The sequence below is a fragment of the Streptomyces sp. NBC_01210 genome, assembly GCF_036010325.1.
In the GTDB taxonomy this organism is placed as follows: domain Bacteria; phylum Actinomycetota; class Actinomycetes; order Streptomycetales; family Streptomycetaceae; genus Streptomyces.
The window spans coordinates 8,068,667-8,091,664 of the sequence record NZ_CP108549.1; the positions used below are offsets into that span (position 1 = coordinate 8,068,667).

General features: G+C 70.7%; 21 protein-coding genes. 14 read left to right on the plus strand and 7 right to left on the minus strand.

The window, feature by feature from the left end; all coding sequences use genetic code 11:
* Position 1: 1 nt before the first annotated feature.
* Together OG735_RS36395 and OG735_RS36400 are read right to left on the minus strand one after the other, a co-directional pair.
* The gene (locus OG735_RS36395) at positions 2–532 is read right to left on the minus strand and encodes a DUF1990 family protein (RefSeq protein WP_327327398.1); all 531 of its coding nucleotides are present in this window, start codon (positions 530–532) and stop codon (positions 2–4) included.
* A complete protein-coding gene (locus OG735_RS36400; RefSeq protein ID WP_327327399.1) occupies positions 529–1,347 on the minus strand; it encodes a YndJ family protein in 819 nt (272 codons plus the stop codon). Before OG735_RS36400 ends, OG735_RS36395 begins: the two co-directional genes overlap by 4 nt.
* A gap of 142 nt (positions 1,348–1,489) precedes the next feature.
* On the opposite strand from OG735_RS36400, the gene OG735_RS36405 reads away from it, so the two are divergent.
* The 7 genes from OG735_RS36405 to OG735_RS36435 all read left to right on the plus strand — a co-directional run bounded on the left by OG735_RS36405 (position 1,490) and on the right by OG735_RS36435 (position 9,648).
* A complete protein-coding gene (locus OG735_RS36405; protein WP_327327400.1) occupies positions 1,490–2,797 on the plus strand; it encodes a DUF6777 domain-containing protein in 1,308 nt (435 codons plus the stop codon).
* A gap of 53 nt (positions 2,798–2,850) precedes the next feature.
* Positions 2,851–4,926 carry a SpoIIE family protein phosphatase gene (locus OG735_RS36410; protein WP_327327401.1) on the plus strand — a complete coding sequence of 692 codons (2,076 nt, stop codon included), beginning with the start codon at positions 2,851–2,853 and terminating at the stop codon, positions 4,924–4,926.
* Positions 4,927–5,028: 102 nt separating this feature from the next.
* On the plus strand, positions 5,029–6,408 hold the full coding sequence (locus OG735_RS36415) for a wax ester/triacylglycerol synthase family O-acyltransferase (protein WP_327327402.1): 1,380 nt from the start codon (positions 5,029–5,031) through the stop codon (positions 6,406–6,408).
* Positions 6,409–6,609: 201 nt separating this feature from the next.
* Complete coding sequence (locus OG735_RS36420; RefSeq protein WP_327327403.1) at positions 6,610–7,587, plus strand: aldo/keto reductase; 978 nt, start codon at positions 6,610–6,612, stop codon at positions 7,585–7,587.
* A complete protein-coding gene (locus OG735_RS36425; RefSeq protein WP_327327404.1) occupies positions 7,584–7,895 on the plus strand; it encodes an L-rhamnose mutarotase in 312 nt (103 codons plus the stop codon). Before OG735_RS36420 ends, OG735_RS36425 begins: the two co-directional genes overlap by 4 nt.
* A 3-nt stretch (positions 7,896–7,898) precedes the next feature.
* Positions 7,899–8,750 (plus strand): amidohydrolase family protein, encoded by an 852-nt coding sequence (locus tag OG735_RS36430; protein WP_327327405.1) that lies wholly within the window; start codon positions 7,899–7,901, stop codon positions 8,748–8,750.
* Positions 8,751–8,787: 37 nt separating this feature from the next.
* Entirely contained in the window at positions 8,788–9,648 is an 861-nt protein-coding gene (locus tag OG735_RS36435) for an Fpg/Nei family DNA glycosylase (RefSeq protein ID WP_327327406.1), read from the plus strand.
* 71 nt (positions 9,649–9,719) lie between these two features.
* Here the strand turns inward: OG735_RS36435 and OG735_RS36440 are convergent, their stop codons facing one another.
* Entirely contained in the window at positions 9,720–10,394 is a 675-nt protein-coding gene (locus tag OG735_RS36440; protein WP_327327408.1) for an anti-sigma factor family protein, read from the minus strand.
* Between the two features lie 297 nt (positions 10,395–10,691).
* Here OG735_RS36440 and OG735_RS36445 point away from each other — a divergent pair, with 297 nt between their 5' ends.
* The 5 genes from OG735_RS36445 (at position 10,692) to OG735_RS36465 (ending at position 15,459) form a co-directional block, all read left to right on the plus strand.
* Positions 10,692–11,528: a LytR/AlgR family response regulator transcription factor gene (locus OG735_RS36445; RefSeq protein WP_327327409.1), complete on the plus strand. Its 837-nt coding sequence runs from the start codon at positions 10,692–10,694 to the stop codon at positions 11,526–11,528.
* Between the two features lie 215 nt (positions 11,529–11,743).
* A complete protein-coding gene (locus OG735_RS36450) occupies positions 11,744–12,016 on the plus strand; it encodes a hypothetical protein (RefSeq protein WP_327327410.1) in 273 nt (90 codons plus the stop codon).
* 85 nt (positions 12,017–12,101) lie between these two features.
* Positions 12,102–12,482, plus strand: a complete 381-nt coding sequence (locus OG735_RS36455) for a hypothetical protein (protein ID WP_327327411.1) — start codon at positions 12,102–12,104, stop codon at positions 12,480–12,482.
* A 23-nt stretch (positions 12,483–12,505) separates the two neighbouring features.
* A complete protein-coding gene (locus OG735_RS36460) occupies positions 12,506–14,242 on the plus strand; it encodes a sodium/solute symporter (RefSeq protein ID WP_327327412.1) in 1,737 nt (578 codons plus the stop codon).
* The gene (locus tag OG735_RS36465) at positions 14,239–15,459 is read left to right on the plus strand and encodes a sensor histidine kinase (protein ID WP_327327413.1); all 1,221 of its coding nucleotides are present in this window, start codon (positions 14,239–14,241) and stop codon (positions 15,457–15,459) included. The genes OG735_RS36460 and OG735_RS36465 overlap by 4 nt, the downstream gene beginning before the upstream one ends.
* 80 nt (positions 15,460–15,539) lie before the next feature.
* Here the strand turns inward: OG735_RS36465 and OG735_RS36470 are convergent, their stop codons facing one another.
* From OG735_RS36470 to OG735_RS36485, 4 genes are all read right to left on the minus strand, one after another.
* Positions 15,540–16,061, minus strand: coding sequence for a hypothetical protein (locus tag OG735_RS36470; protein ID WP_327327414.1), 522 nt, complete (start codon positions 16,059–16,061; stop codon positions 15,540–15,542).
* A 208-nt stretch (positions 16,062–16,269) separates the two neighbouring features.
* Positions 16,270–16,935 (minus strand): hypothetical protein, encoded by a 666-nt coding sequence (locus OG735_RS36475; protein ID WP_327327415.1) that lies wholly within the window; start codon positions 16,933–16,935, stop codon positions 16,270–16,272.
* Positions 16,936–17,505: 570 nt separating this feature from the next.
* Complete coding sequence (locus tag OG735_RS36480) at positions 17,506–18,054, minus strand: sigma-70 family RNA polymerase sigma factor (protein WP_327327416.1); 549 nt, start codon at positions 18,052–18,054, stop codon at positions 17,506–17,508.
* A gap of 154 nt (positions 18,055–18,208) precedes the next feature.
* A complete protein-coding gene (locus OG735_RS36485; RefSeq protein WP_327327417.1) occupies positions 18,209–18,676 on the minus strand; it encodes a universal stress protein in 468 nt (155 codons plus the stop codon).
* 61 nt (positions 18,677–18,737) lie between these two features.
* Here OG735_RS36485 and lysX point away from each other — a divergent pair, with 61 nt between their 5' ends.
* Positions 18,738–22,040, plus strand: a complete 3,303-nt coding sequence (gene lysX, locus OG735_RS36490; RefSeq protein WP_327327418.1) for a bifunctional lysylphosphatidylglycerol synthetase/lysine--tRNA ligase LysX — start codon at positions 18,738–18,740, stop codon at positions 22,038–22,040.
* 103 nt (positions 22,041–22,143) lie between these two features.
* Positions 22,144–22,983 carry a polysaccharide deacetylase family protein gene (locus OG735_RS36495; RefSeq protein ID WP_327327419.1) on the plus strand — a complete coding sequence of 280 codons (840 nt, stop codon included), beginning with the start codon at positions 22,144–22,146 and terminating at the stop codon, positions 22,981–22,983.
* Positions 22,984–22,998: the final 15 nt, after the last annotated feature.

The following is a 22,998-nucleotide window of genomic DNA, read 5'->3' on the forward strand; positions in this document are numbered from 1 at the left end:
ATCAGGGAGCGGCGATCCGCCGCAGTGTGTGACTGAGCCGCCTGGCGTAAGCCTTCTGCAGTACAGGCACCAGCGGACCCGCGAGCCGGGTGTACCAGGTCGCCGGACGGCTGAACGCCGTCACCGTGAACCACACCGAGCCGTCGTCCCGGATGTCGACGATGAACGACTCCTCGCCGCATTCCGGGTGCCCGGTCAGCGTCCCGTACGCGAAGCCCGTCCGGTTCCTCTCGTACGCGGTCCAGATCACCTCGCACGGCGCGGTGAACCGCAGCTGTCCGACACCGGCCGAGACCTCGAGGCGGGCACCCGGCTCCGCCTGTACCGCGTTGGTGAGCACCCGGGCGCCCGACCCGCGGTGCATCCGCCAGCTGGTGACCGCTGTGCCGGCGGCCTCGAAAGCGGCGCGGCTCCGGCCGATCCGGGTGGTGTGGTGGAGGTGGTGGTAGCCGTCGGGCAGCGGGCCGAGCCGGGTGGCGCCGGTCTCCGGGTAGTTGAGCGTGCGGCCGGTCTGCCTGCGGAGGCTTTTCATGCGGGTGTCTCCTTGAGTCGTCGCCAGGCCAGCACCGAGCAGAGTGCGAAGCCCAGGGCGTTGCCGAGGCCGTGGGTGGCGGCCATCCAGGTCAGAGTGGGGTGGGGCAGTCCGGTGGCCTCGCCGAGCGCCCAGCTCAGGGCGAGCAGCATCGTGGCCACCAGTACGGCGGCCGAGACGGCCAGCAGTGTGCGGGTGAAACGGTCCCGACCGCCGGTCCGGACATCCCGCCAGGTCAGCAGAGCCACGGCCCACATACCGGCGGTCAGCACGAGTGCCCCCAGCAGTTCGGCCCAGTCGTCGAGGAAGTAGCCGCCGAGAACCAGCAGGGTGCCCAGCGGCACACTGAGTGCCGCGAAGCGTCCGGCCGGCCCCGCTGCAGCCCGGCAGACCAGGCCCGCGACCAGCGCGGCGGCGAAGCCGGCGAAGTGGAAGTGAGGCACGGTCAGCGCCAGGATCGGCAGGCTGAAGCCGAAGAGCGAGTGTCCCGAGCGCTCGGCGACCAGTGCCAGTCCGGCAACCGCTGGTGTCACCAGCGCGGTGAGCACCGCGATCTCGGCGGGTGCGAGCGAGCGCGTACGGATCAGCCGTCGCGGTGCGTGCAGAGCGAGGGCCAGTGTGCCGAGCGCGTACACGGCCGCGAGTGCCGTGGCTGCGGTCGAGCGCGGCAGCCACAGAGCGACCCCTCCCGGAACAGCGAACAGGAGCCATGTCCGCCGAATGGACGTGAGCTCGGCGCCGTCGATAAGGCGGACTCCGGCGGGCACCACCACCAGCATTCCGAGCATCACGATCAGGTTGACCAGTACGGACATCACGTACCCCCCCTGGACTTGAACGTGTTCAGTTTCTTTCGGCCGAGACTATGCCCTTACTTGAACGCGTTCAAGTCGCGGGGGTGGCGGGAATCCGGCAGAACTTGAGGGACATCTCGGGGTGAAGAGGCGGGAGACTTTAGTGCGTTCACCAATTCGTCGTTGGTACGCGGCCGTGGCCGCGCTGTCCGTCGCGCTTCTCGTGGCCGGTTGCGGCGGCGCCGGCGACGCGGCTTCTTCGGGCGCGGGCTCGGGTGCCGACTCGCGGGAGGTCCTCCTCCAGCCGGTCGCAGCCCAGGGTCCGGACCCGTACACGGCATCGACAGCCAGAAATATGAAGCCGCCTCTGCCGCCTCCGCCGCCCCGGTCGAGCGTGCCGGGCGACCGGGCCGGCACGGGCCCGGCGATGAGTACGTTCCTGGGTTCGACGCCCGGTCTCTACGGCGGCACCGAGGCCATCGGCAGTTGCGACGTGGGGCAGCAGATCACCCTCCTCGGCCGCGACCGGGTCAAGTCGCGTGCGTTCGCGCAGGGCATGGGGGTCGCTCAGGCGGACGTCCCGACCTTCCTGCGCGGCCTGACCTCCGTCATCCTGCGCGCCGACACCCGGGTGACCGGCCATGGGTTCCGTGACGGCTCCACCACCGCCTATCAGTCCGTGCTGCAGGCGGGCACGGCCGTTCTGGTGGACCAGTACGGCGCGCCGCGCGTCCGGTGCGTCGGCGGAAACCCGCTGAAGCCACCGGTCGCCGTCAAGGGCGCCCTCGTGCACAAGGGCCGGGCCTGGGCGGGCTACCGGCCCGAGCAGGTCATCGTCATCAAGCCGACCGCCACGGTGATCAACAACCTTGTGATCGTCAGCGTCCGCAACAACAGCTGGATCGAGCGGAGGGTGGGGACCGACGGCGAAGAGGACAGGAAGCCCGCTGTGCTCCCGCCCGTGCATCCGGACGATGTCTTCGCGAACCCGCAGTCCACCGCACTGACCGGGCCCAGTGATCCGGCGGCACCGAGTGGCCAGGCTCAGCCGGTCAACCCGACCGGGCCGAGCGCGCCGGCGGCACCGAGTGGCCAGGCCCAGCCGAGTGACCAGGCCCAGCCGGGCGACCCGGCCGGGCCGGGCGATAACACGCAGGGCAGCGGCGACCCTTCGACCCCGGACTGCCCGGCACCGGCCACCCTCGAGCCGGGGGAGGAGCCGGTATCCAGTCCGCTCGAGCCCGGCTGCCTCACGCCGACCCTTACGGGGCCCGGGCAGCCGCCGGTGGACCCGTCCACCGACCCGTCCACCGACCCGTTCCTCGACCCGTTCCTCGACCCGGCCATCGATCCAGCCATTGACCCCGCCGTTGCCCCGGATGTGTCCGTGACGGATGAGCTTCCGCCCGCCCCGCCGGAGCTCCTCACCTCCTCCGCGGAGTCGACGGAGCCGGACATGTTCCAGGGCTGAGCTGATCGTCCGAACCGGTCGAAGAATCCGACAAATGATGGCAGAGTGGCCCCATGGTTGATCGGGCAGCGGGTGCCCTGTCGCTCCCCGACGACTGGCCGGCCCAACCGGAACTGAGCTTGAACCTCAACCGCATGGGCAGCTTCGACTGGGACCTGGCCAGCGGGCTGATGAACCTGGACCCGGCCGGACACGAAGTGTTCGACCTGCGTCCCGGCGAGTTCGACGGCCACCCGGGGAACCTGAAGCTCCGGGTGCCGACGGACGAGGCCGGCCGGCTCGATGCCATGGTGTCGCGGGCGCTCAAGAGCGGCAGTCAGCACTACGGCGCGTACTTCCGCATCCGCTGCCGCGACGGCAGCCTGCGCTGGACCCACGCCCAGGGCTTCATCCGGCGCGACAGCGCGGGCCGGCCGCTGCGGATCATCGGCATCGTCCGCGACGCCACCGAGGAGCTCGCCGACTCCTCCGCCCGCCTCGAAGTGGATGCGGAGCGCCGTCGGCAGACCAGCGTCGTCGAGAGCACCACGGCCGCCCTCGCTCACGCCAGGACCGTGCAGGAAGTCATCGACGTACTCAGGGACTCGCACGGTCTGGAGCACTTCGGCGCGACCAGCCTGGTCATGGGGCTGCTGGAGTCGGGCGGGCGGATCCATCTGGTCGCCGACGGTCCCGAGGGCTCCTTCGTGCCAGGCACCCGCTACACACGGGTCGACGACGAGTACCCGATGAGCGAGGTCGTACGTACGCTCGCGCCCCGCTTCATCGAGTCCAAACGGGACTTCGCCGACTCCTATCCGCGGCTGTGGCCGCATATCGAAGGGCTCGGCATCAACTCCGCCGTCTATCTGCCGCTGATCGCGCAGGGCCGTCCCATCGGAGCTCTCGGCCTCCTCTACGGCGACAGGACCGGCTTCAGCTCCGAGGAGCGCAATGTGCTGGTCGCGCTCGGCAGCAGCATCGCGCAGAGCCTGCAGCGCGCCGTGCTCTACGACCAGGAGCACGATCTCGCCCAGGGGCTGCAGCAGGCCATGCTGCCGCGCCGGATCCCCGCCGTGCCCGGGGCGCAGATCGCCGTGCGCTACCGCTCCGCACGGCTGGGCAGGGATATCGGCGGCGACTGGTACGACGTCATCGCGCTGCCCGGCGGGCGGGTCGGCGCGGTCATCGGCGATGTGCAGGGCCATGACACACACGCGGCCGCGGTGATGGGGCAGCTGCGCATCGTGCTGCGGGCGTACGCCGCCGAGGGGCACACTCCGGCCACCGTGATGGCACGCGCCTCCGTCTTCCTCCATGAACTCGACACCGAGCGGTTCGCGACCTGTATGTACGCGGAGGTCGATCTGTCGACCGGTGTGATGCAGCTGGTGCGCGCCGGGCATGTGGACCCGTTGGTCCGGGACAACGACGGCGGCACCCGTCGGCTACCGGTGGAGGGCGGGCTGCCGCTGGGGCTCTCCGCGGAGTTCGGCCGGCTCGAATACCCGGTCACCACCGTCGAGTTGGACCCTGGACAGACCCTGCTCTTCTACACGGACGGGCTGGTCGAGGTGCCCGGCGCCGACCTCGACGACGGAATGCAGATGCTGACCGCGCTGGTGCGCGGAGGCCCGCGCGATCTGCAGCTGCTGGGCGACCAGCTGTGCGATGTGGTCGACGAGAGGAGCGGCGACGACGATGTGGCGATCCTGCTGCTCCGCCGCAAGGGCGCGTACACCCCGCAGACCGGGGGCCGACTGCAGCAGCATGTCGCGCAGAACGACCCCGAGGCGCTGCGCTCGGCCCGGCACATGATCCGGGCGGCTACCGGGGCTTGGGGGGCGCGCGAGCGGTCGGACGAGATCGAGCTGGCCGCCGACGAGATGATCACCAATGCGCTGATGCACACCGACGGCGGGGCGATCGTCACCATCCGCGTGCTGTCCGGGGTGGAGCGTCGGCTGCGGGTGGAGGTCGAGGACCGCTCCAGTGCGCTGCCGCGCCGACGCGACGCGGGGGAGTCGGGAGTGTCCGGGCGCGGTCTGATGCTGGTGGACCGGCTGGCTGAGGCGTGGGGTGTGGAGTCGCGAGGGAGCGGCAAATGCGTGTGGTGCGAGTTCATGATTCCGGAGAGGCCGAAATCTTGATTATTGCCAGTTGTTAACTGTCCGTGAACTGATCGTACTTGACCGTAACCGACCGCAGGCGATTGACTTCGCACACCTGGCCTTCTAGGACATGAGGAACCATTGAGCAGCGAGCTCCTCGCACCTCTCGACCTGGCGTTCTGGCACCTTGAGTCCGCCGGTCATCCGATGCATCTCGGCGCCCTGGCATTCTTCGCTCCCGCTGCCGTGGCCACGGCGGCCGCCGGGCCGGGCGCACGGGGCGGCGACCGCCTCCTCGACCTGCTCGCCGGTCGTGCCGCGGCGATCCCCCGGCTGCGGATGCGGGTGCGTGACGTTCTGCTCCCCGTCGGCGGCGCCGCCTGGGCCATGGCCACGGACTTCGACGTGCGACGGCATGTGCACCACGTCCGCCTCCCCGACGGCGACTTCGCCGCCGAGGCCACCGCCATCGCCGCCGAGCTGATGGAGCGGCCCCTCGAGCGCGGCCTGCCGCCCTGGGAGATGTATCTCCTCACGGGCGCCGACGACGGCGACGAAGGACCGTTCGCGGTACTGGTCAAGCTCCATCACGCGCTGGCCGACGGTATGCGCGCGGTCGCCATCGGGGCAGGCATCTTCGACCAGATCGCCGACGCGCGCACCGTCGGCGTACGGCGGACGCGCACCGTACCGCCCCGGCCGTGGACCGCGGGTCCCTGGCAGGTGGCCGGCTTCGCCCGGGCCCGTATCGAGGAGCTGGGCCGCGCCGTCGGCGTCGGCGCCTCCGTCGTGCGGGCCAGCAGGCTCGACCCCCGGGGTGTGCCCGCGCTCTCCGCAGGCTCCAGCGGCACACGACGGCTCGGCACCGCCGTGCTTGACCTGGAGGATGTGCAGCAAGTACGCAGGGCGGTGGGCGGCACGGCAAACGACGTACTTCTCGCCACCGTGGCGGGTGCACTGCGGCGCTGGATGGGAGACCGGGACGAGCGGCTGCCCGCCGCCGATCCGCGCGCCCTGGTGCCGGTCTCCCGGCGCAGGCCCGGTAGCCCGTCCGGCTCGGGCAACAAGTTCTCCGCGTATCTGCTTCCGCTCCCCGTCTCGGACCCCGACCCGCGCTCGCGGCTCGACGCCGTTCGCACCGCGATGGACCGCAACAAGGCGGCCGGCCCTTCGCGCGGCGCCGGTGCGCTGGCCGTAGTCGCCGATCAACTGCCGCCGCTGGCCCACCGGTTCGGTGCGCCACTGGCCGGAGGTGCGGCCCGGATGCTCTTCGACGTCCTGGTCACAAACGTGCCGCTGCCGCGCTCGGCCCTTTCGCTCGGCGGCTGCCCGCTACGTGAGGTCTACCCGATGGCGCCGCTGGCCCGCGGGCAGTCCCTGGCGATCGCGATGTCGACCTACGGCGGTCAGGTGCATGTGGGCCTGGTCGCCGACGGAAAGGCCGTGCCTGATCTGGACCGGCTCGCGGAGAGTCTGAGTGAGGAGCTCGCAGAACTGCTCAGCGTCACCGTCGCCGGATAGACGCGGAAGTCTCGCCGGGCCGGGTCCCACCAGTCCCGAGCCTCACCGAGCCCGAGCCTCACCGGCCCTGATGGATCCGATAGATCGGACAGGTCGGACGTCCAGCCCCAGATCTGGCTGCTCCAAGGGTGTTGACGCCCTTAAGTGATCCGATGAATATTCGTCGTGATCGGTGAATGCCAGCGAGGGAGCAGCAGCGGGATGCGATGGAGCACGCTCGGACGCAGCGCGGTCGACATCACTGAACTGTCCTTCGGCGCGGCCGGAGTCGGCAATCTGTACACCCCTGTCGAACCGGAGGCGGCCGCGGCCGCGCTCGACGCCGCATGGGACACGGGAATCCGCACCTTCGACACCGCGCCGCACTACGGGCTCGGCCTCTCCGAACGCAGGCTCGGCGCGGCACTGCGCACCCGGCCCCGCGACGCCTACACCCTCTCCACCAAGGTCGGGCGGCTGCTCGAACCCTGCGAGGCCCGCGGCGACGACCTCGCGCACGGCTTCGCTGTGACCGCCGATCACCGCCGCGTATGGGACTTCAGCGCCGACGGCGTACGCCGCAGCATCGAGGAGAGCCTCGTCAGGCTCGGCCTCGACCGGATCGACATCGTCTATCTGCACGACCCGGACGACCACGAGGAAGCCGCCTTCCGCCACGGCTATCCGGCACTGGAACAGCTGCGCGCCGAAGGCGTCGTCGGCGCGATCGGCGCCGGGATGAACCAGACCGCGATGCTCACCCGCTTCCTCCGCGACACCGACGTCGACGCCGTCCTGTGCGCCGGCCGCTTCAGCCTGCTCGACCAGAGCGCGCTGGAAGAACTGCTGCCCGAAGCAGCCGCCCGCGGCAAGAGCGTCGTCGTCGGCGGGGTCTTCAACTCCGGGCTGCTCGCCGATCCGCGCCCCGGCGCCCGGTACGACTACACGGCCGCGCCCGACGGCATCCTGCAGCGGGCCCTGCGGCTCAAGGCCGTCGCCGAACGGCACGGCGTACCGCTGCGCGCCGCCGCGCTCCACTACCCCTTCGGCCATCCGGCCGTCGCCGGTGTACTGGTCGGCGCCCGGTCCGCCGACGAAGTAAGGGACGCCGCCGAGCTGCTCGGCCACTCCGTCCCGACCGAGCTCTGGGACGAACTGCGCGCCGAAGGACTGCTGCCGAAGGACGGGGATGCCCGATGAGAGTCGCCCTGCACACCACGGTCCGCGCCGACCGCGTCGCCGAGTACGAGGCGGCACACCGCGAGGTCCCCGAGGAGCTGACCGCCGCGATCCGTGCCGCCGGAGTCACCTCCTGGACGATCTGGCGCAGCGGCACCGACCTCTTCCACCTCTTGGACTGCGCCGACTACGCCCGGCTGCTGGCCGAACTGGAAGAGCTCCCCGTCAATATCGCCTGGCAGGCGCGGATGGCCGAACTCCTCGATGTCGTACACGACTACTCCGCGGACGGCACCGCGGCCGGACTGCCCGTCGTCTGGGAGCTGTGAGCCATGGCGATCATCGACGCCCACCACCATGTCTGGGACCTCTCCATACGGGACCAGGACTGGATCACCGGTCCCGACCTGGCTCCCATCCGCCGCAACTTCACCCTCGACGACCTCGCACCCGAGGCGCGCGCCGCAGGCGTACGCGCCACCGTCCTCGTCCAGACGGTCACCGTCGCCGATGAGACCCCGGAGTTTCTCGCCCTCGCCGACGGCAGCGACCTCGTCGCGGGCGTCGTCGGCTGGACCGACCTCACCGCGCCCGATGTCGCCGACACCCTGGCGGCCCTGCGTGAACTCCCGGGCGGTGACCGGCTGGTCGGCATCCGCCACCAGGTCCAGGGCGAGAGCGACCCCGAGTGGCTGCTCCGCCCCGACGTACTGCGCGGTCTCGCCGCCGTCGCCTGTGCCGGACTCGTCTACGACCTTGTGGTGCTGCCGAAGCAGCTGCCCGCGGCGTCCGAGGCGGCGGCCCGGCTGCCCGCGCTCACCTTCGTACTCGACCATCTGGGCAAGCCGCCCATCGCCTCGAAGGAACTGGAGCCCTGGGCGAGCGATGTGCGCGCCCTCGCGGCCCGGCCGAACACCGTCTGTAAACTCTCCGGCCTGGTGACCGAAGCGGCGTGGTCCAGCTGGACCACGCCGGAGCTGAGTCCGTACGCCGACACGGTCCTCGACGCCTTCGGCCCCGGCCGGCTGATGTTCGGATCCGACTGGCCGGTGTGCCGGCTGGCCGCCGGCTACGGAGAGGTGGTCGCCGCGGCCCGCGCGCTCACGCACCGGCTGGGTGACGGAGAACGCCGCGCGGTGTTCCAGACAACGGCGAGCCGCGTCTACGGTCTGCGGGAGCTGTGAACCTGCGGCCGCCGTTCCCCTGCGGCACCCTGGATGCATGCCTGAACTGCCCGAAGTCGAAGCGCTGAGAGAGTTCCTCGACAGCCACTTGGTGGGACAGGAGATCGCCCGCGTCCTGCCGCTGGCGATCAGCGTCCTCAAGACGTACGACCCGCCGCTCACCGCCGTCGAAGGCGCCACCGTCACCGCCGTGGACCGGCACGGGAAATGGCTCGACATCAGCGCGGGCGGACTCCACCTCGTCACCCATCTCGCCCGGGCGGGCTGGCTCCAGTGGAAGGACGAGTTTCCTGCCGCGCCGCCACGCCCGGGCAAGGGCCCGCTCGCCCTGCGCACCGTCCTCGCCGGCGGCGGCGGCTTCGACCTCACCGAGGCCGGCACCACCAAACGCCTCGCCGTCCATCTCGTACACGACCCGGCCGAGGTGCCCGGCATCGCCCGGCTCGGCCCCGACCCGCTCGCCGACGACTTCGACCGCGACGCCTTCGCCGCGCTGCTCGCCGGGGAACGACGGCAGATCAAGGGCGCTCTGCGCGACCAGAGCGTCATCGCCGGCATCGGCAACGCGTACAGCGACGAGATCCTGCATGTCGCCAGGATGTCGCCGTTCAAGCCCGTGCAGAACCTCGACGAGAACGCGACCACCGTGCTGTACGAGGCGCTGCGCTCCACCCTGCGCGAAGCCGTCGAGCGCTCGCGCGGAGTAGCGGCGGGCCGGCTCAAGGCCGAGAAGAAGAGCGGCCTGCGGGTCCATGGGCGTACTGGACAGCCCTGCCCCGTCTGCGGCGACACCATCCGCGAGGTCTCCTTCAGCGACTCCTCGCTGCAGTACTGCGCCACCTGCCAGACCGGCGGCAAGCCGCTCGCCGACCGCAGGCTCTCGCGGCTGCTGAAGTAGCACCGCCCGGCCGGAAAGCGCCTTGATCAGCCGGGGATTCGGAGTCCCGCGCAGTTCCGGAGTTCCGGGAGCTATCCCTTGAGCGTGACGACAGGCTGTCCGTCGAGGGTACGGACCTCCCAGCGGCCGATCTCGCCGCTCGGCACGTCCGTACCTCCCTCGATGTCCAGCGGCTGCTCATGCCCCGGCGAATCCGGATTTCCGTAACCGCCCGCAGGAACCGACCAGCTGAGGACAGGATGTTCAATGCCGTCCTTGCCGATGGCGACCAGCCGGCATGTGGCCGGTCCGGTCAGGCCCGCAAGCCGCAGCGCGACGGCGGTGCCCCACGCCCGGTTCTCGATCGCGGCGGACGCGGTGACTCCGGTCCTGGCGTCCTTGGCCACCACCCGCTGCCCGACAGCGGGCCCGCCGGCCTGGTCCTGGAGTGCCACCACCGCAGTGGGCGCCCCGACGATCAGTGCGGCGGCCGCCGCGACCAGCCGCAGCCGGCGCCCGGAGCTCCGTCGCCGCACCATCGTGACCTCGTCGGTGAGCCGCTCGAGCAGCTGCCCGGAGGGCAGCGGCTCGACCCGGCCGGGACCGCCCAGTTCGGAAAGCGACGCGGCAAGGGAGGCGAAGTCGGAGAGCTGTACCGTGCAGGTGACGCATTCGGACAGATGCTCCTCGAAACGGAAGGCGTCCGCGGGCTCCAGGACGCCCAGCGCATAGGCGGCCACGTCCCGGTGCCGCTGCTGCATGCTCATGGGTCCTCGATTCGTCACTTGCGGTGCTGCGTCTGACGCGGTCTGTCGCCCAGGAGTACGCATCAGGCCGCCGCTCTGCTCAACTTTGTGCACGATGAGCGCAACTGCCCCTGTGGGTTCGGTGGAGCCGTGCCGGAGTGGGACAGAGCTCGATCGCCCAACTCCCTTCAGGCCAGGGCTCATCGACATCGCCGGCGCACCCGTGCTGCCGGCGATGTTCTCGGAACAGGACCTGGTCGACGGCACGGCGACGACAGCCCGTAGTCCCGGAATCGAGCCCCGCATACACTCCGCAGCATGCTGCGCGTACTGGCTGTCGACGACGAGAAACCGGCACTCGAAGAACTGCTCTACCTCCTCCGCTCCGACGCACGCATCAGGAGCGCGGAAGGGGCCACGGACGCCACCGAGGCGCTGCGACGCATCAGCCGCGCCCTGGACGCGGGCCCGGACGGTGATGACGGCATCGATGTCGTCTTCCTCGACATCCACATGGCAGGGCTCACCGGACTCGACGTCGCCAGACTGCTGGCCGGCTTCGCCAGGCCGCCGCTGATCGTCTTCGTCACCGCGCACGAGGGCTTCGCCGTACAGGCCTTCGACCTCAAGGCCGTCGACTATGTGCTCAAGCCGGTGCGCAGGGAGCGGCTGGCCGAAGCGGTACGGCGCGTCCGCGACCTGGTCGTCTCGGCGCGCGAGGCGCGGCAGCCCGGCCCGGTGGGCCGCCCCGCCGTTCCCGCTCACATACCGAACACCGCACCCGCCGTGGCACAGAACGACCTGCCGGGCACAGTCGCCGGCGCGGAACAGATCCCGGTCGAGCTGGGCGGCGTCACTCGCTTCGTACCGATCGACGACATCGCCTACGTCGAGGCCCAGGGTGACTACGCACGTCTGCACACCAAGGACGGCAGCCACCTGGTGCGCATCCCGCTCTCCACTCTGGAGGAGCGCTGGGCCTCCCGCGGCTTCGTACGGATACACCGCAGCCACCTCGTCGCACTCGCCCGCATCGACGAACTGCGCCTCGACGCCGGGGCGACCACTGTCCGCGTGGGCGCCGCCGAACTCGCCGTCAGCCGCCGTCATGCGCGTCAGCTGCGCGATCTGCTGATGCGGCACGCCAGGGGCTGAACCGCGACCGGCCCGACCGCCGCGCCCCGGAACCGACCGCGCCCCGGACCCGACCGCGCGCGGCCGACCGTTCGACGGTCTTGGAGAGCCGCTCGTCCTCCCGGCACGGCCGTATGGCGACGGGCGTCATCCGCTGACAGAGCCGTCCCCGGATTCGGCGGCAGCCGCCCCTGTCCGCCGCCTAACCTTGATCGGGCAAGCGGAGAAGGGGCCTGATGTCCGATATCGAAGCACTGCTCGAGGAGCTCAGGAGCCTGCCGGCGACCCGGGTGTCCAGCGCTCGTGACCTCGAGGCACTCCTTGCGACGCTGAAGAGCGCGGCCGGCCGCTGGGCGGATGTGCTCTACGAGATCCAGGAATCGGCCCAGGGGCTCGTCGGCCCCCGTGCCGAAGCCGCCCTCGAAGTCGCGTTCCGCAGGGCCGAGGAATCGTACGTCGAGCTCGAGATCGCCCTCAGCGACTGCGCCGCCCAGCGGACGGGCCACTGAGAGACCGGCGTCTACCGTCGGTAATCGCTCCTGCGTAGACTCCACAGCCCCCGAGGTTCGCCGAGAGACGCTGGAGCGGACGACGATGTCTGCAGAGCAACAACCGCGCCGCGAGGTCGTCACCGGCGTGCCACGCAGCGCCAAACGACGGCCCGGACACGCCCCCGCCCGGTCCGAGATCACCGAGCAGACCACTCTTGGCGCCACGTACGTACGCTCCTTGATGCGCAGCCAGTTGCGGGCCGCGCTCTGCGCGCTGGGGACGCTCGCGCTGCTCGTCGGCTCCCTGCCTCTGCTCTTCGCGCTCCCTGCCGCGTTCGGCGGCACCCTTTCCTCGCCGGAGCCCTTTGTCTGGGCGGCGCTCGGCGTGGCGGTCTACCCCGTGATGTGGCTGACGGCGCGCTGGTACGTACGCCGTGCCGAACGCAACGAACAGGACTTCACCAGGCTCGTCGAAGGGCGCTGACGGGTGCTCCCGGAGGACTCGACGTGAACCAGACCTACGCGGTGACCGCCGTCACCGCCGTGGTGCTCGCCACCGTGCTCATCGGCGCGCTCGGCCTGCGAATATCCCGCACCACCTCCGACTTCTACGTCGCGTCCCGCACGGTGAAGCCCGGCCTCAACGCCGCCGCCATCAGCGGCGAGTACCTCTCCGCAGCCTCCTTCCTCGGCATCGCGGGGCTGGTGCTCCTCCAGGGCCCCGACATGCTCTGGTACCCGGTCGGGTACACCGCCGGCTATCTCGTACTGCTGGTGCTGGTCGCCGCACCGCTGCGCCGCTCGGGGGCGTACACCCTCTCCGACTTCGCAGAGGCCCGGCTCGAGTCCGCCGCCGTACGCCGGCTCGCCAGCCTCTTCGTCGTCGGCATCGGCTGGCTCTATCTGCTGCCCCAACTCCAGGGCGCGGGACTGACCCTGGAGATCCTCACCGGAGCGCCGAACTGGGTCGGCGGCCTTGTCGTCGCCTTCGTCGTCACCGGGGCCGTCGCCGCGGGCGGCATGCGCAGCATCACCTTCGTCCAGGCCTTCCAGTACTGGCTCAAGCTCACCGCGCTGCTGCTGCCCGCGCTCTTTCTCGTTGCTGCCTGGCTCGGCGACGACGCGCCCCGCGCCCGCTTCGACGCGCCCACGCTCTTCCGCGAACACACCGTCGTACGCGTCGACGACACCGTCCGGATCGATCTCGAGGGACCACTCACCCTCGCCGTCTCCGGCGGCATCGACGGCACACCGTACGAGAAGGAGCGGCAAATCACCCTCGGCAGTGGCACCCACCGCATCGAGGCGGGCACCACGCTGCGCTTCCCGCAGGGTTCCGAAGTGCCCGCGCGGGCCACCGCCGGGGCCGACCCGGCCGGCTGGTCCCAGCCGCTGTCCGGCGGCCGCGACGGCTACCACCTCTATGCGACGTACGGCCTCATCCTCGCCACCTTCCTCGGCACGATGGGACTCCCGCATGTCGCCGTGCGCTTCTACACCAGCCCCAACGGACGCGCCGCGCGTCGTACGACCCTGGTCGTCCTCGGGCTGATCGGCGCGTTCTATCTGCTGCCGCCGGTCTACGGAGCGCTCGGGCGGATCTACGCACCCGAACTTGCCCTCACCGGCGACGCGGATGCCGCCGTGCTGGTGCTGCCCGAACGGATCATCGGCGGCATCGCGGGGCAGCTGCTCGGCGCGCTGCTCGCGGGCGGCGCCTTCGCGGCATTCCTGTCCACCGCCTCCGGACTGACCATGTCCGTCGCCGGTGTGATCACGCAGGATGTGCTGCCCGCACGTGGCGTACGGAGCTTCCGCCTCGCCACCCTTCTCGCCATGGCGGTGCCGCTCGGAGCGAGCGTCGTGGCCACCAATGTGCCGGTCGCCGACGCGGTGGGGCTGGCCTTCGCCGTCTCGGCGTCCTCGTTCTGCCCGCTGCTGGTGCTCGGCATCTGGTGGCGCGGGCTCACGCCACCCGGTGCCGCCGCCGGACTGGTGATCGGCGGCGGCGCCGCGCTGACCGCCGTGATGGCCACCCGCGCGGGCCTCGCGCCGCAGGGCTGGCCGCACACCTTGATGGCCTGGCCCGCCGTGTGGTCGGTGCCTCTCGGCTTCCTGACCATGGTGCTGGTGTCACTGGCCACCCCACGTCACATACCGCCCGGCGCCGCCGCCATCCTCGCGCGGCTGCATCTGCCGGAAGACCTCGCCGGCAGGCCGCAGCCCGAAGGAGCCGAACGATGACCGGGATCGGCATGGCCGCACTCGCCGCGGCGGGGGCGGTACTGCTCGCGGCCGGCATCGCGATCGGCCGCCTGACCGCACGACGTGGCGGCAAACCCGACCTCGACCTCGGCACACCCGTCGAACGGGCCACCTTCCAGACTCTGCACACCGCCTCGCTCGCCGCGCCCCCGCTGCGCGCCGGCCTCACCGAGGACACCGCGCGCAAGGCCGCCCGCAGGCTGCGCTCACTGCTCGGCACCGAGGCACTCTGCCTCACCGACCGCGAATCCGTACTCGCCTGGGACGGCCGCGGGGCCGACCACCATGAACAGCGGGTGATGGTGCGTGTCGCCGACATGCTGGACTCCGGGCGCAGCCAGAGTGTGCACACCGAGTGCGAGGACCTGGAGTGCCCGCTGCGCTGGGCCGTGATCGCCCCACTGACCGGCGAGGAAGGAGTGCTCGGCGCGCTCGTCGCCTACGGATCCCGGGAGTCGGCCGTCCTGGTGCGGGCGGCGACGGAGGTGGCCCGCTGGGTCTCCGTGCAGCTGGAACTGGCCGAGCTGGATCGCTCCCGTACCCGGCTGATCGAGGCGGAGATCCGTGCCCTGCGTGCCCAGATATCGCCGCACTTCATCTTCAACTCGCTCGCGGCGATCGCCTCGTTCGTCCGCACCGACCCCGAGCGCGCTCGCGAACTGCTGCTGGAATTCGCCGACTTCACCCGCTACTCCTTCCGCAGGCACGGTGACTTCACCAATCTCGCCGATGAACTGCGTTCCATCGAGCAGTACTTGGCGCTCGCCGGGGCCCGCTTCGGCGACCGGCTCAAGGTGACGCTCCAGGTGGCCCCGGAAGTGCTGCCGGTGACCGTGCCGTTCCTGTGTCTGCAGCCGCTCGTCGAGAATGCCGTCAAGCACGGTCTGGAGGACTCCAGGGACGAATGCCGGGTCACCATCGCGGCGCGGGACGCCGGGGCCGAGGCCATGGTGACCATCGAGGACGACGGCGTGGGCATGGACCCGGCCGTGCTGCGGGGGATCCTTGCGGGGCAGCGGCCGGCCTCGTCGGGCATCGGACTGTCCAATGTCGACGAACGGCTGCGCCAGGTGTACGGCGACGACTACGGACTCGTCATCGAGACCGGCGTCGGCGCGGGCATGAAAATCACGATGCGGATCCCCAAGTACCGGGCGGGTGTGCACTCATCGGCCGGACGCCGGGCCGGCGGATGAGATTTCCGCGTCCACATTGAGTCGCCTCGCCACCCGTTTCGTACTGACCGGTGACGATGAGCGACCAGGAGCGGTCGTCCTCAGAAGAGGTGGATGGCCAGATGGCTCAGCGGCAGACCCAACTGCCAGGCCGGAGTCCATATCTGCTCGCACTCGTCCACAGGCACGTCCAGCGGGCCGGCCGGGGCCCACGGTCCGCTGTCGCCGAGGTCGGCGGCCAGCAGCTCAGTCTGCCGCAGCCAGCTCCAGGCGGCCCTCGCGAGCGCGAGATCCACATCGGCCCCCGCGTCGGGGTCCCGCTCCCGCTCCTCCCGGGCGGCCAGCCGCTCCTGCACCCACTCCTGCCAGGGATGACCGTACGAGGTGAGGGAGAGCCAGTCGTCGATGCGGGAGACCCCCCGGACACTCCCGAGTTCGTTCGCGCTGTCGCACAGATAGATGGTGAGCGCCAGCGTCTGTCTTCCCGCGCGGAACTCGAGCGAGCCGTTCCCCACAAGAGCACCCGTGCGGAGCATCTCGTCAGCGATGTACTCGGCGCAGAGCCATGCCATGGGTACTGCCAGCCCGCCGCTGCTGGTGCCGTTCGAACTCTCGGGCCGCACTCTTCCCACCTTCTTTCCGGACGACGTCGTATGCCGACTCGACCACGAGCCTCCAACGAGAAACACGGCTGAGGGCCCGTCTTTACTCAACTTCAGCGTGAGGTTTCGCATACGGTCACCCCTTTGTCGTGGTCCCAGGGGGAGCTGGCCACCATCGGGGCGGCCGGGGTGGAAGGGACCTTGCCACAGCCCGAAGCGAGCCATGGTGTCAGGCCGCCACGGCTGCCCATCCGGACCGCCAGCTGCCGTCGTGGAGCTGGAAGCGCAACAGCCCCGCGCGGCACCGCCGCCACGCAGGGCTGCCCGCGTCCGCCGCGCTCAGTGCGAGGAGTGCGAGGGCCGTGGCGGGCGGCTCGTCCTCGATGCGGCTGCCGTCCCGCCGCGCCGCCGCGATACGGGCCACCGCCTCACGCACCGGCTGCCGGCCGGCCGCCGGATGTTCCACCAGGAGCCGTGCCGCCCACAGGGCGGGGGAGCCGGACCGCCCGGTGAACGGGCAGGGCGTGGCGGTCGCGATGTCGTGGGCGAGCAGCCCGGCCAGCCGGCCGGGCGGCGCACCGCCGACGACCCCCAGATCGACATGGAGGGCCACCGCCTGGACGATCCGGGACAGAGCCGCGTACCCGGGCGCGGCGAGCAGCGGATGGCTCAGATCGACGGGCTTCCCCTCGCGCAGTGCCAGCGTCCGCAGCGCCGACTGGATCAACATCAACTCGGTGACAGGGACGCCGGATTGGGGACCGGCGCCACGCAGCCAGCGGCGCGCACGCCGGGCCGCGCGGGCCGCCGCGGCGTCGGGACAGCGGCTCAGCGCCAGGCAGGCCAGCGCGGTCTCGGCGATCGCCGGTCGCCGGGCAGGGGGCGTCTCGGTCACAGGAACCGTCCTCGGGTGGCTCGGAACACGCAGTACGTACGTCGTGTCAGTACGCGCACCGCCGGGCCCGGGTTCAGCCGCAGCATCGCCTTGAGCACACCGCGCTCCCTGGCCGTGCCCGAGGAAGACCTGGCACACATTCAGAATGAGACCACCACCGCGGCGGAAGCTCATCGGTGTCCGTCGCCGCCGGGTGTGGCGAGTGCGTGCCGGAGCGCCGCCGGCGCGTCGTCGTCCGTGACGCCGAGATTCCGGGCCGCGACCACGTAGTTGCGGGTCGTTCGGAAACAACAGTTGGTCACACGGCGGGAGTTGCTGCGTGAGGCTGCCACCGGCCGGGGTGGATGTCACCGTAACCCTCCTCCGGGGGTGTCCTGTTGGCTGCGTCGCCGGGGCCGCACCGAGCCTCAGAGAGCGGCGGGACGCCCTCGTGGAGTTGTCCGCCACCTGGCGCACACGGACCTGCTGGGTGCTCAGCGGCCGAAAGGGGCGACGGGTACGGCGTCGAACAGCGATGAACGGTCGAACGGCACGACGAGCGGTACGGCGGACGGCCGGTCCCGGCCGTCGCTAGCGGCCGACAGCCGCCGGCGAGGTGGGCCTGCTGTAGCCCGGCAGGCAGCGGGCGAGCGCGCGCAGTCCGTAGTAAGAACGCGACTTGACCGTACCGGCGGGTATACCGAGTGCCTGGGCGGCCTCGTTGACGCTCAGCCCCTGGAAGTAGATCTGGACCAGCACGGCCCGGTGCTCGGGGCTCAGCGACCCGACCGCCGCCCGGACGTCGAGCGCGGCGACAGCGCTCTCCGTGATGTCCGCCGGGTCGGGCGTGGCGGCCAGAACACCGTCGCCGATCTCGGTGGGACGAGCCATCCGGGACCGGCGGGCGTCGATCGCGAGGCGGCGCCCGACCGTGAAGAGCCAGGGCCGCATCGACTCGTACGGACCGTCGAACGCTTCGGGGTGCTGCCAGGCGCGTACGAGCGTCTCCTGCAGCAGATCCTCGGCGCGCTGCTGGTCCCCGTAGGTCAGTCCGAGCAGAAAGCTCAGCAGTGCGGGGCCGTGTTCACGCTGCAGCTCCGCCATGGCCCGATCGTCGGTCGTCGCGGTCGCGGTCGCCATTGCCAACACCCTTTCGCGCTGAAGTCGCTGCCACGTGGCGTATACGAACGCATCCAGGCGTGAAGGGACAGACGGCGCACAGTGGTCTTCGGCGAGCGGTCGCACGGAGCGACGAATGGTGCGGTGAGCGGTCGGCCGGAAGTAAACGGGACCGCTACGGAACGACGGTCACCGGCCAGCGCCCCGCCTTCACCAGCCGTACCGCCACCGAACCGATGAACCGGTGGCCCGCCGACTCCGAAGCCCCGACCACCACGGCGTCCGCCTTCAGCTCGTCGGCTGCCGCGACAAGACCGCTGTACGGGTCGCCGCGGAAGGTGTGGAACTCCCAGCGGACCTCCCATATGCCCTTGACCCGCTCGGCGGCGGAGCGGATCTCGGCCACCAGCCCCTCGGCGATCTCGCCCGTCATGTCCCCGACCGGGACCGGGACCCCGAGCGCCGCACCCGCCGGCATTACCGGCTGGACGTACACGATGGCGAGCAGGGCATTCTGTCGTCGCGCGAGGCCGCCCGCGTACGACGCCGCACGCAGTGAGGAGTCGGATCCGTCCACACCGACGACGATGACCTTGGGGCCGTCGGTACCGCGTTCGAAGCGGTGAGGCTGCTGCTCTGTCACACCATTGAGGCTATCCGCTCCCGACAGGCGGCCCGCCGATGGTCTCCTTAGAGTGCGAAACATGACTGTCACCGTGGAGGCGCCCAGGTCCGCCCGTGGCGGCTTGCTCAGCAGGGTGCCAGAGGCGTTCGCGATGTTCTTCGCCGCACTGGGCGTGTTCTGCGTCATCCTTGCGCTCATCCCTCCACTGCGGCGACTGCTGCGGCCCGTCGCCCTGTTCCTGGACCGCATCGCCGTCCCGGTCAGCGCCAACCTCGCCTACGCCGTGTTCCTGCTGCTGCTCGCGGCGGCCATCGGGGCCCGTAAGAAGGCCGCGTGGTGGCTGGTCGTCGGATATCTGGCACTGGTGCTGATCGCGGACGTGCTGGTGGTGATCTTCGACGAGGATGTGACCTGGATCCCCAGCCTGGTGCTGTGCGTGATCGCCCTGGCGGTGCTGGTCATCGCGCGCGGGGAGTTCTACGCCGAGACCCGGCGCGGTGCGCTGCGCCGCGCGCTGCTCGTCCTGGTTCTCGGGCTCGCCGCCGGGGTACTCGTCAGCTGGGGTCTGGTCGAGCTCTTCCCCGGCTCGCTGCCGCAGGGCCAGCGGCTGCTGTGGGCCTCCAACCGGGTGCTCGGCGGACTGGTCTCCAGCGACCAGTTCGATGCCCGCCCGCCGCGCGTGCTCTTCTTCCTCCCTGGGCTGTTCGGCGCGATCGCCCTGCTCAGCGCGGCCAGCACACTATTCCGCTCGCAGCGACTGGAAGCCGCCCTGCACGGTGACGAAGAGCCCCGCATTCGCGCTCTGCTCGGCGCGTACGGCCGCCAGGACTCCCTCGGCTACTTCGCCACCCGCCGCGACAAGGCCGTCGTCTTCTCGCCCAACGGGAAGGCTGCCGTCACCTACCGCGTCGAGGCCGGTGTCTGTCTGGCCAGCGGCGACCCGGTCGGCGACCGTGCGGCCTGGACCCCCGCCATCGGAGCCTGGCTGGAGGTGGCCAAACGCTATGCCTGGGCCCCCGCAGTCATGGGCGCGTCCGAGGACGGCGCCAAAGTGTTCGCGCGCTCCGGGCTCGGCGCCATCCAGCTCGGTGACGAGGCGATCCTGCACGTCGCCCGGTTCGACCTCGACGGTCGCGACATGCGCGTCACCCGGCAGGCCGTGAACCGCGTCAAGCGGACCGGGGCGCGCACCCGGATCCGCCGGCACTCCGCCTTGACCGACGAGGAGATGCGGCAGATCGTCGACAAGGCCGACGCCTGGCGGGACACCGAGACCGAGCGCGGCTTCTCCATGGCGCTCGACCGCCTCGGCGACCCGGACGACGGCGACTGCCTCCTCGTCGAGGCCTTCGACGGAGACGGCAATCTGATCGCCCTGCTCTCCTTCGTGCCCTGGGGCAAGGACGGCATCTCGCTCGACCTGATGCGCCGTGACCGCGCCGCGCCCAACGGCGTGGTGGAGTTCATGGTCGCCGAACTCTGCGCCCACGCGCCCAGACTCGGTGTACGCCGTATCTCGCTCAACTTCGCTGTGTTCCGCTCGGCGTTCGAGGAGGGCGCCCGCATCGGCGCGGGCCCGGTCCTGAGGGTGTGGCGCAAGCTGCTGCTCTTCCTCTCCAAGTGGTGGCAGCTGGAAGCCCTCTACCGGTCCAACGTCAAATACCAGCCCGAGTGGTATCCGCGCTTCCTCTGTTACGGCGACGCGGGCTCGCTCGCCCGCGTCGGCCTCGCCTCCGGAATCGCCGAAGGCTTCGTCTCCGTACCGAGCCTGCGCAAGCTCTGGGGGAAGGGCAGAAGCGGGCAGGGCGTCGTCACGCCCGTCACCACCGAGGGGCTGCCGTCCATCGACGCGCTCGGCCTGGTGGGACCCGAATCGGGCGCGGTGGCGGGGGAGCAGCGGCTGCCGGAGCAGGTCTTCATCCGCCACCGCAAGCTGGAGCGGCTGCGCGCGGACGGCACTGACCCGTACCCCGTGGACATCGCCGAGCGCACCGACACCCTCGCCGAGATCCGCGCCGCGCACCCCACGCTCGCCCCTGGTACCCGCACCGGCCGGCAGACCACCGTCGCAGGGCGCGTGATGGTCGTACGCGACCTCGGCGGCGTCGTCTTCGCCGTACTGCGCGACTGGTCGGGCGACCTCCAGCTCGCGTTCACCCGTGACGGCTCCGGCCGTGACGTCATCAAGGGTTTCACCTCCGACGTCGACTTCGGCGACCACATCACCGCCACCGGCGAGATCGGCGCCAGCGACAAGGGCGAGCTCTCGGTCTTCGTGACGGAGTGGCAGCTGACGGGCAAATGCCTGCGCCCGCTTCCCGACAAACGGCGCGGGCTCGCCGACCCGGAGGCCCGGGTGCGCCGCCGCTATCTGGACCTGGTCGCCAGTCCCGATGCCCGCGATGTCGTACGCCACCGCTCCACCGCCGTCCAGGCGCTGCGGCAGGGGCTGCTGGAGCGCGGCTATCTCGAGGTCGAGACGCCGATGCTGCAGCAGATCCACGGCGGTGCCAATGCCCGCCCCTTCACCACCCACATCAACGCCTACGACCTCGACCTGTATCTGCGCATCGCCCCCGAGCTGTATCTCAAGCGGCTGTGCGTGGGCGGCCTGGAGAAGGTCTTCGAGATGGGCCGCACCTTCCGCAACGAAGGCGTCTCGTACAAGCACAACCCCGAGTTCACGATGCTGGAGGCGTATCAGGCCTTTGCGGACTACGACGTGATGCTCGATCTGACCCGCGAACTGATCCAGGGCGCGGCCACCGCCGCCTTCGGCTCCGCGATCGCGCACAAGGCCGGCCCGGACGGCAAGCTCGTCGAGCACGACATCTCGGGCCCCTGGCCGGTCAAGACGTTGTACGGGGCGGTGTCCGAGGCGCTCGGCGAGGAGGTCGACGCCGATACCGAAGAGACCGTGCTCAGAGCAATATGCGACCGGGCGGGCGTCCCGCACATCCCCGACGACACCCGCGGCGATGTGGTCCTGGAGATGTATGAGCGCCTTGTCGAGGAGCGGACCAAGATGCCCACCTTCTACAAGGACTTCCCGACCGACGTCTCCCCGCTCACCCGCCAGCACCGCCGGGACCCGCGCCTCGCCGAACGCTGGGACCTGGTCGCCTTCGGCGCGGAACTGGGCACCGCCTATTCGGAGTTGACCGACCCGGTGGAGCAGCGCCGCAGACTCACCGCGCAGTCGCTGCTCGCCGCGGGCGGCGACCCGGAGGCCATGGAGATCGACGAGGATTTCCTCGACGCGTTGGAGTACGCGATGCCGCCGACCGGGGGTCTCGGCATTGGGGTCGACCGACTCGTCATGTTCCTTACCGGGCTGACCATCCGCGAGACACTGCCCTTCCCCCTGGTCCGCCGTAACTGAGCTCCGTTGCCCGCATCACTCCGCTGCTCCGATCGGGTGGGTTTCGCCTGCGTAACCGGTGTGGATGAGGTGCCCGGAGCGCCAGCCGTGCAAGCAGTTAGTCATGAAAAAGGACCAGATGTTCCCGGGTCGGCGGTCGGTACTCCGAATCACCGCCTGCCTTGGCGCGGCCGCCACCGCCGGGCTGCTCTGCACCGAGCAGGCGCATTCCCCCGCGGGGTCTGCCGCCACGCCCCCGGCCGGCGGCCCCCGGGCCGCCGCGGGCCCGCCGGTCTACACGTCGGCCTACCGGCTGCAGCCCATGACCGCGTACACGCCACCGCGCTTCAGGCGGGCGCTGCCACCGGTGCGACAGCGCCCTTTCCTCAGGATGTCGGAGGCGGGACGCACCATGGTGCTCACTTTCGACGACGGGCCCGACCCCCGCTACACCCCCGACATCCTGAGCACGCTGCGCGAGCACGAAGTGCGGGCGATGTTCTTCGTCTGCGGCGAGCTGGCCTCCGACAACCCGGACCTGCTCCGGGAGATGGCCGACGACGGGCACGTCGTGGGCAACCATTCCTGGTCGCACCCGCTGATCCCCAAGCTTCCGCCGTCCGGGATCCGCGACGAACTGGGCCGTACCAGCGAGGTGATCGAGCGGACGCTGGGCTCCGCGCCGCTCTGGTACCGGGCGCCGTACGGCGCCTGGAACAAGCTCTCCTTCGAGATCGGTGCGGAGCTCGGCATGGAGCCGCTGGCCTGGACCGTCGATTCCCTCGACTGGACGGAGCCGGGCACCGAATCGATTGTCCGCAGCGTGTTGGACGGTGCGGGTCCCGGCGTCGTCGTCCTTTCGCACGACGCGGGCGGCGACCGCTCGCAGAGCGTCGCCGCGCTGCGCAGCTATCTGCCCGAGCTGCTGGACGCCGGATACCGCATCACCGTCCCGCGCCGCTGAACCGGCTGCGGTTCG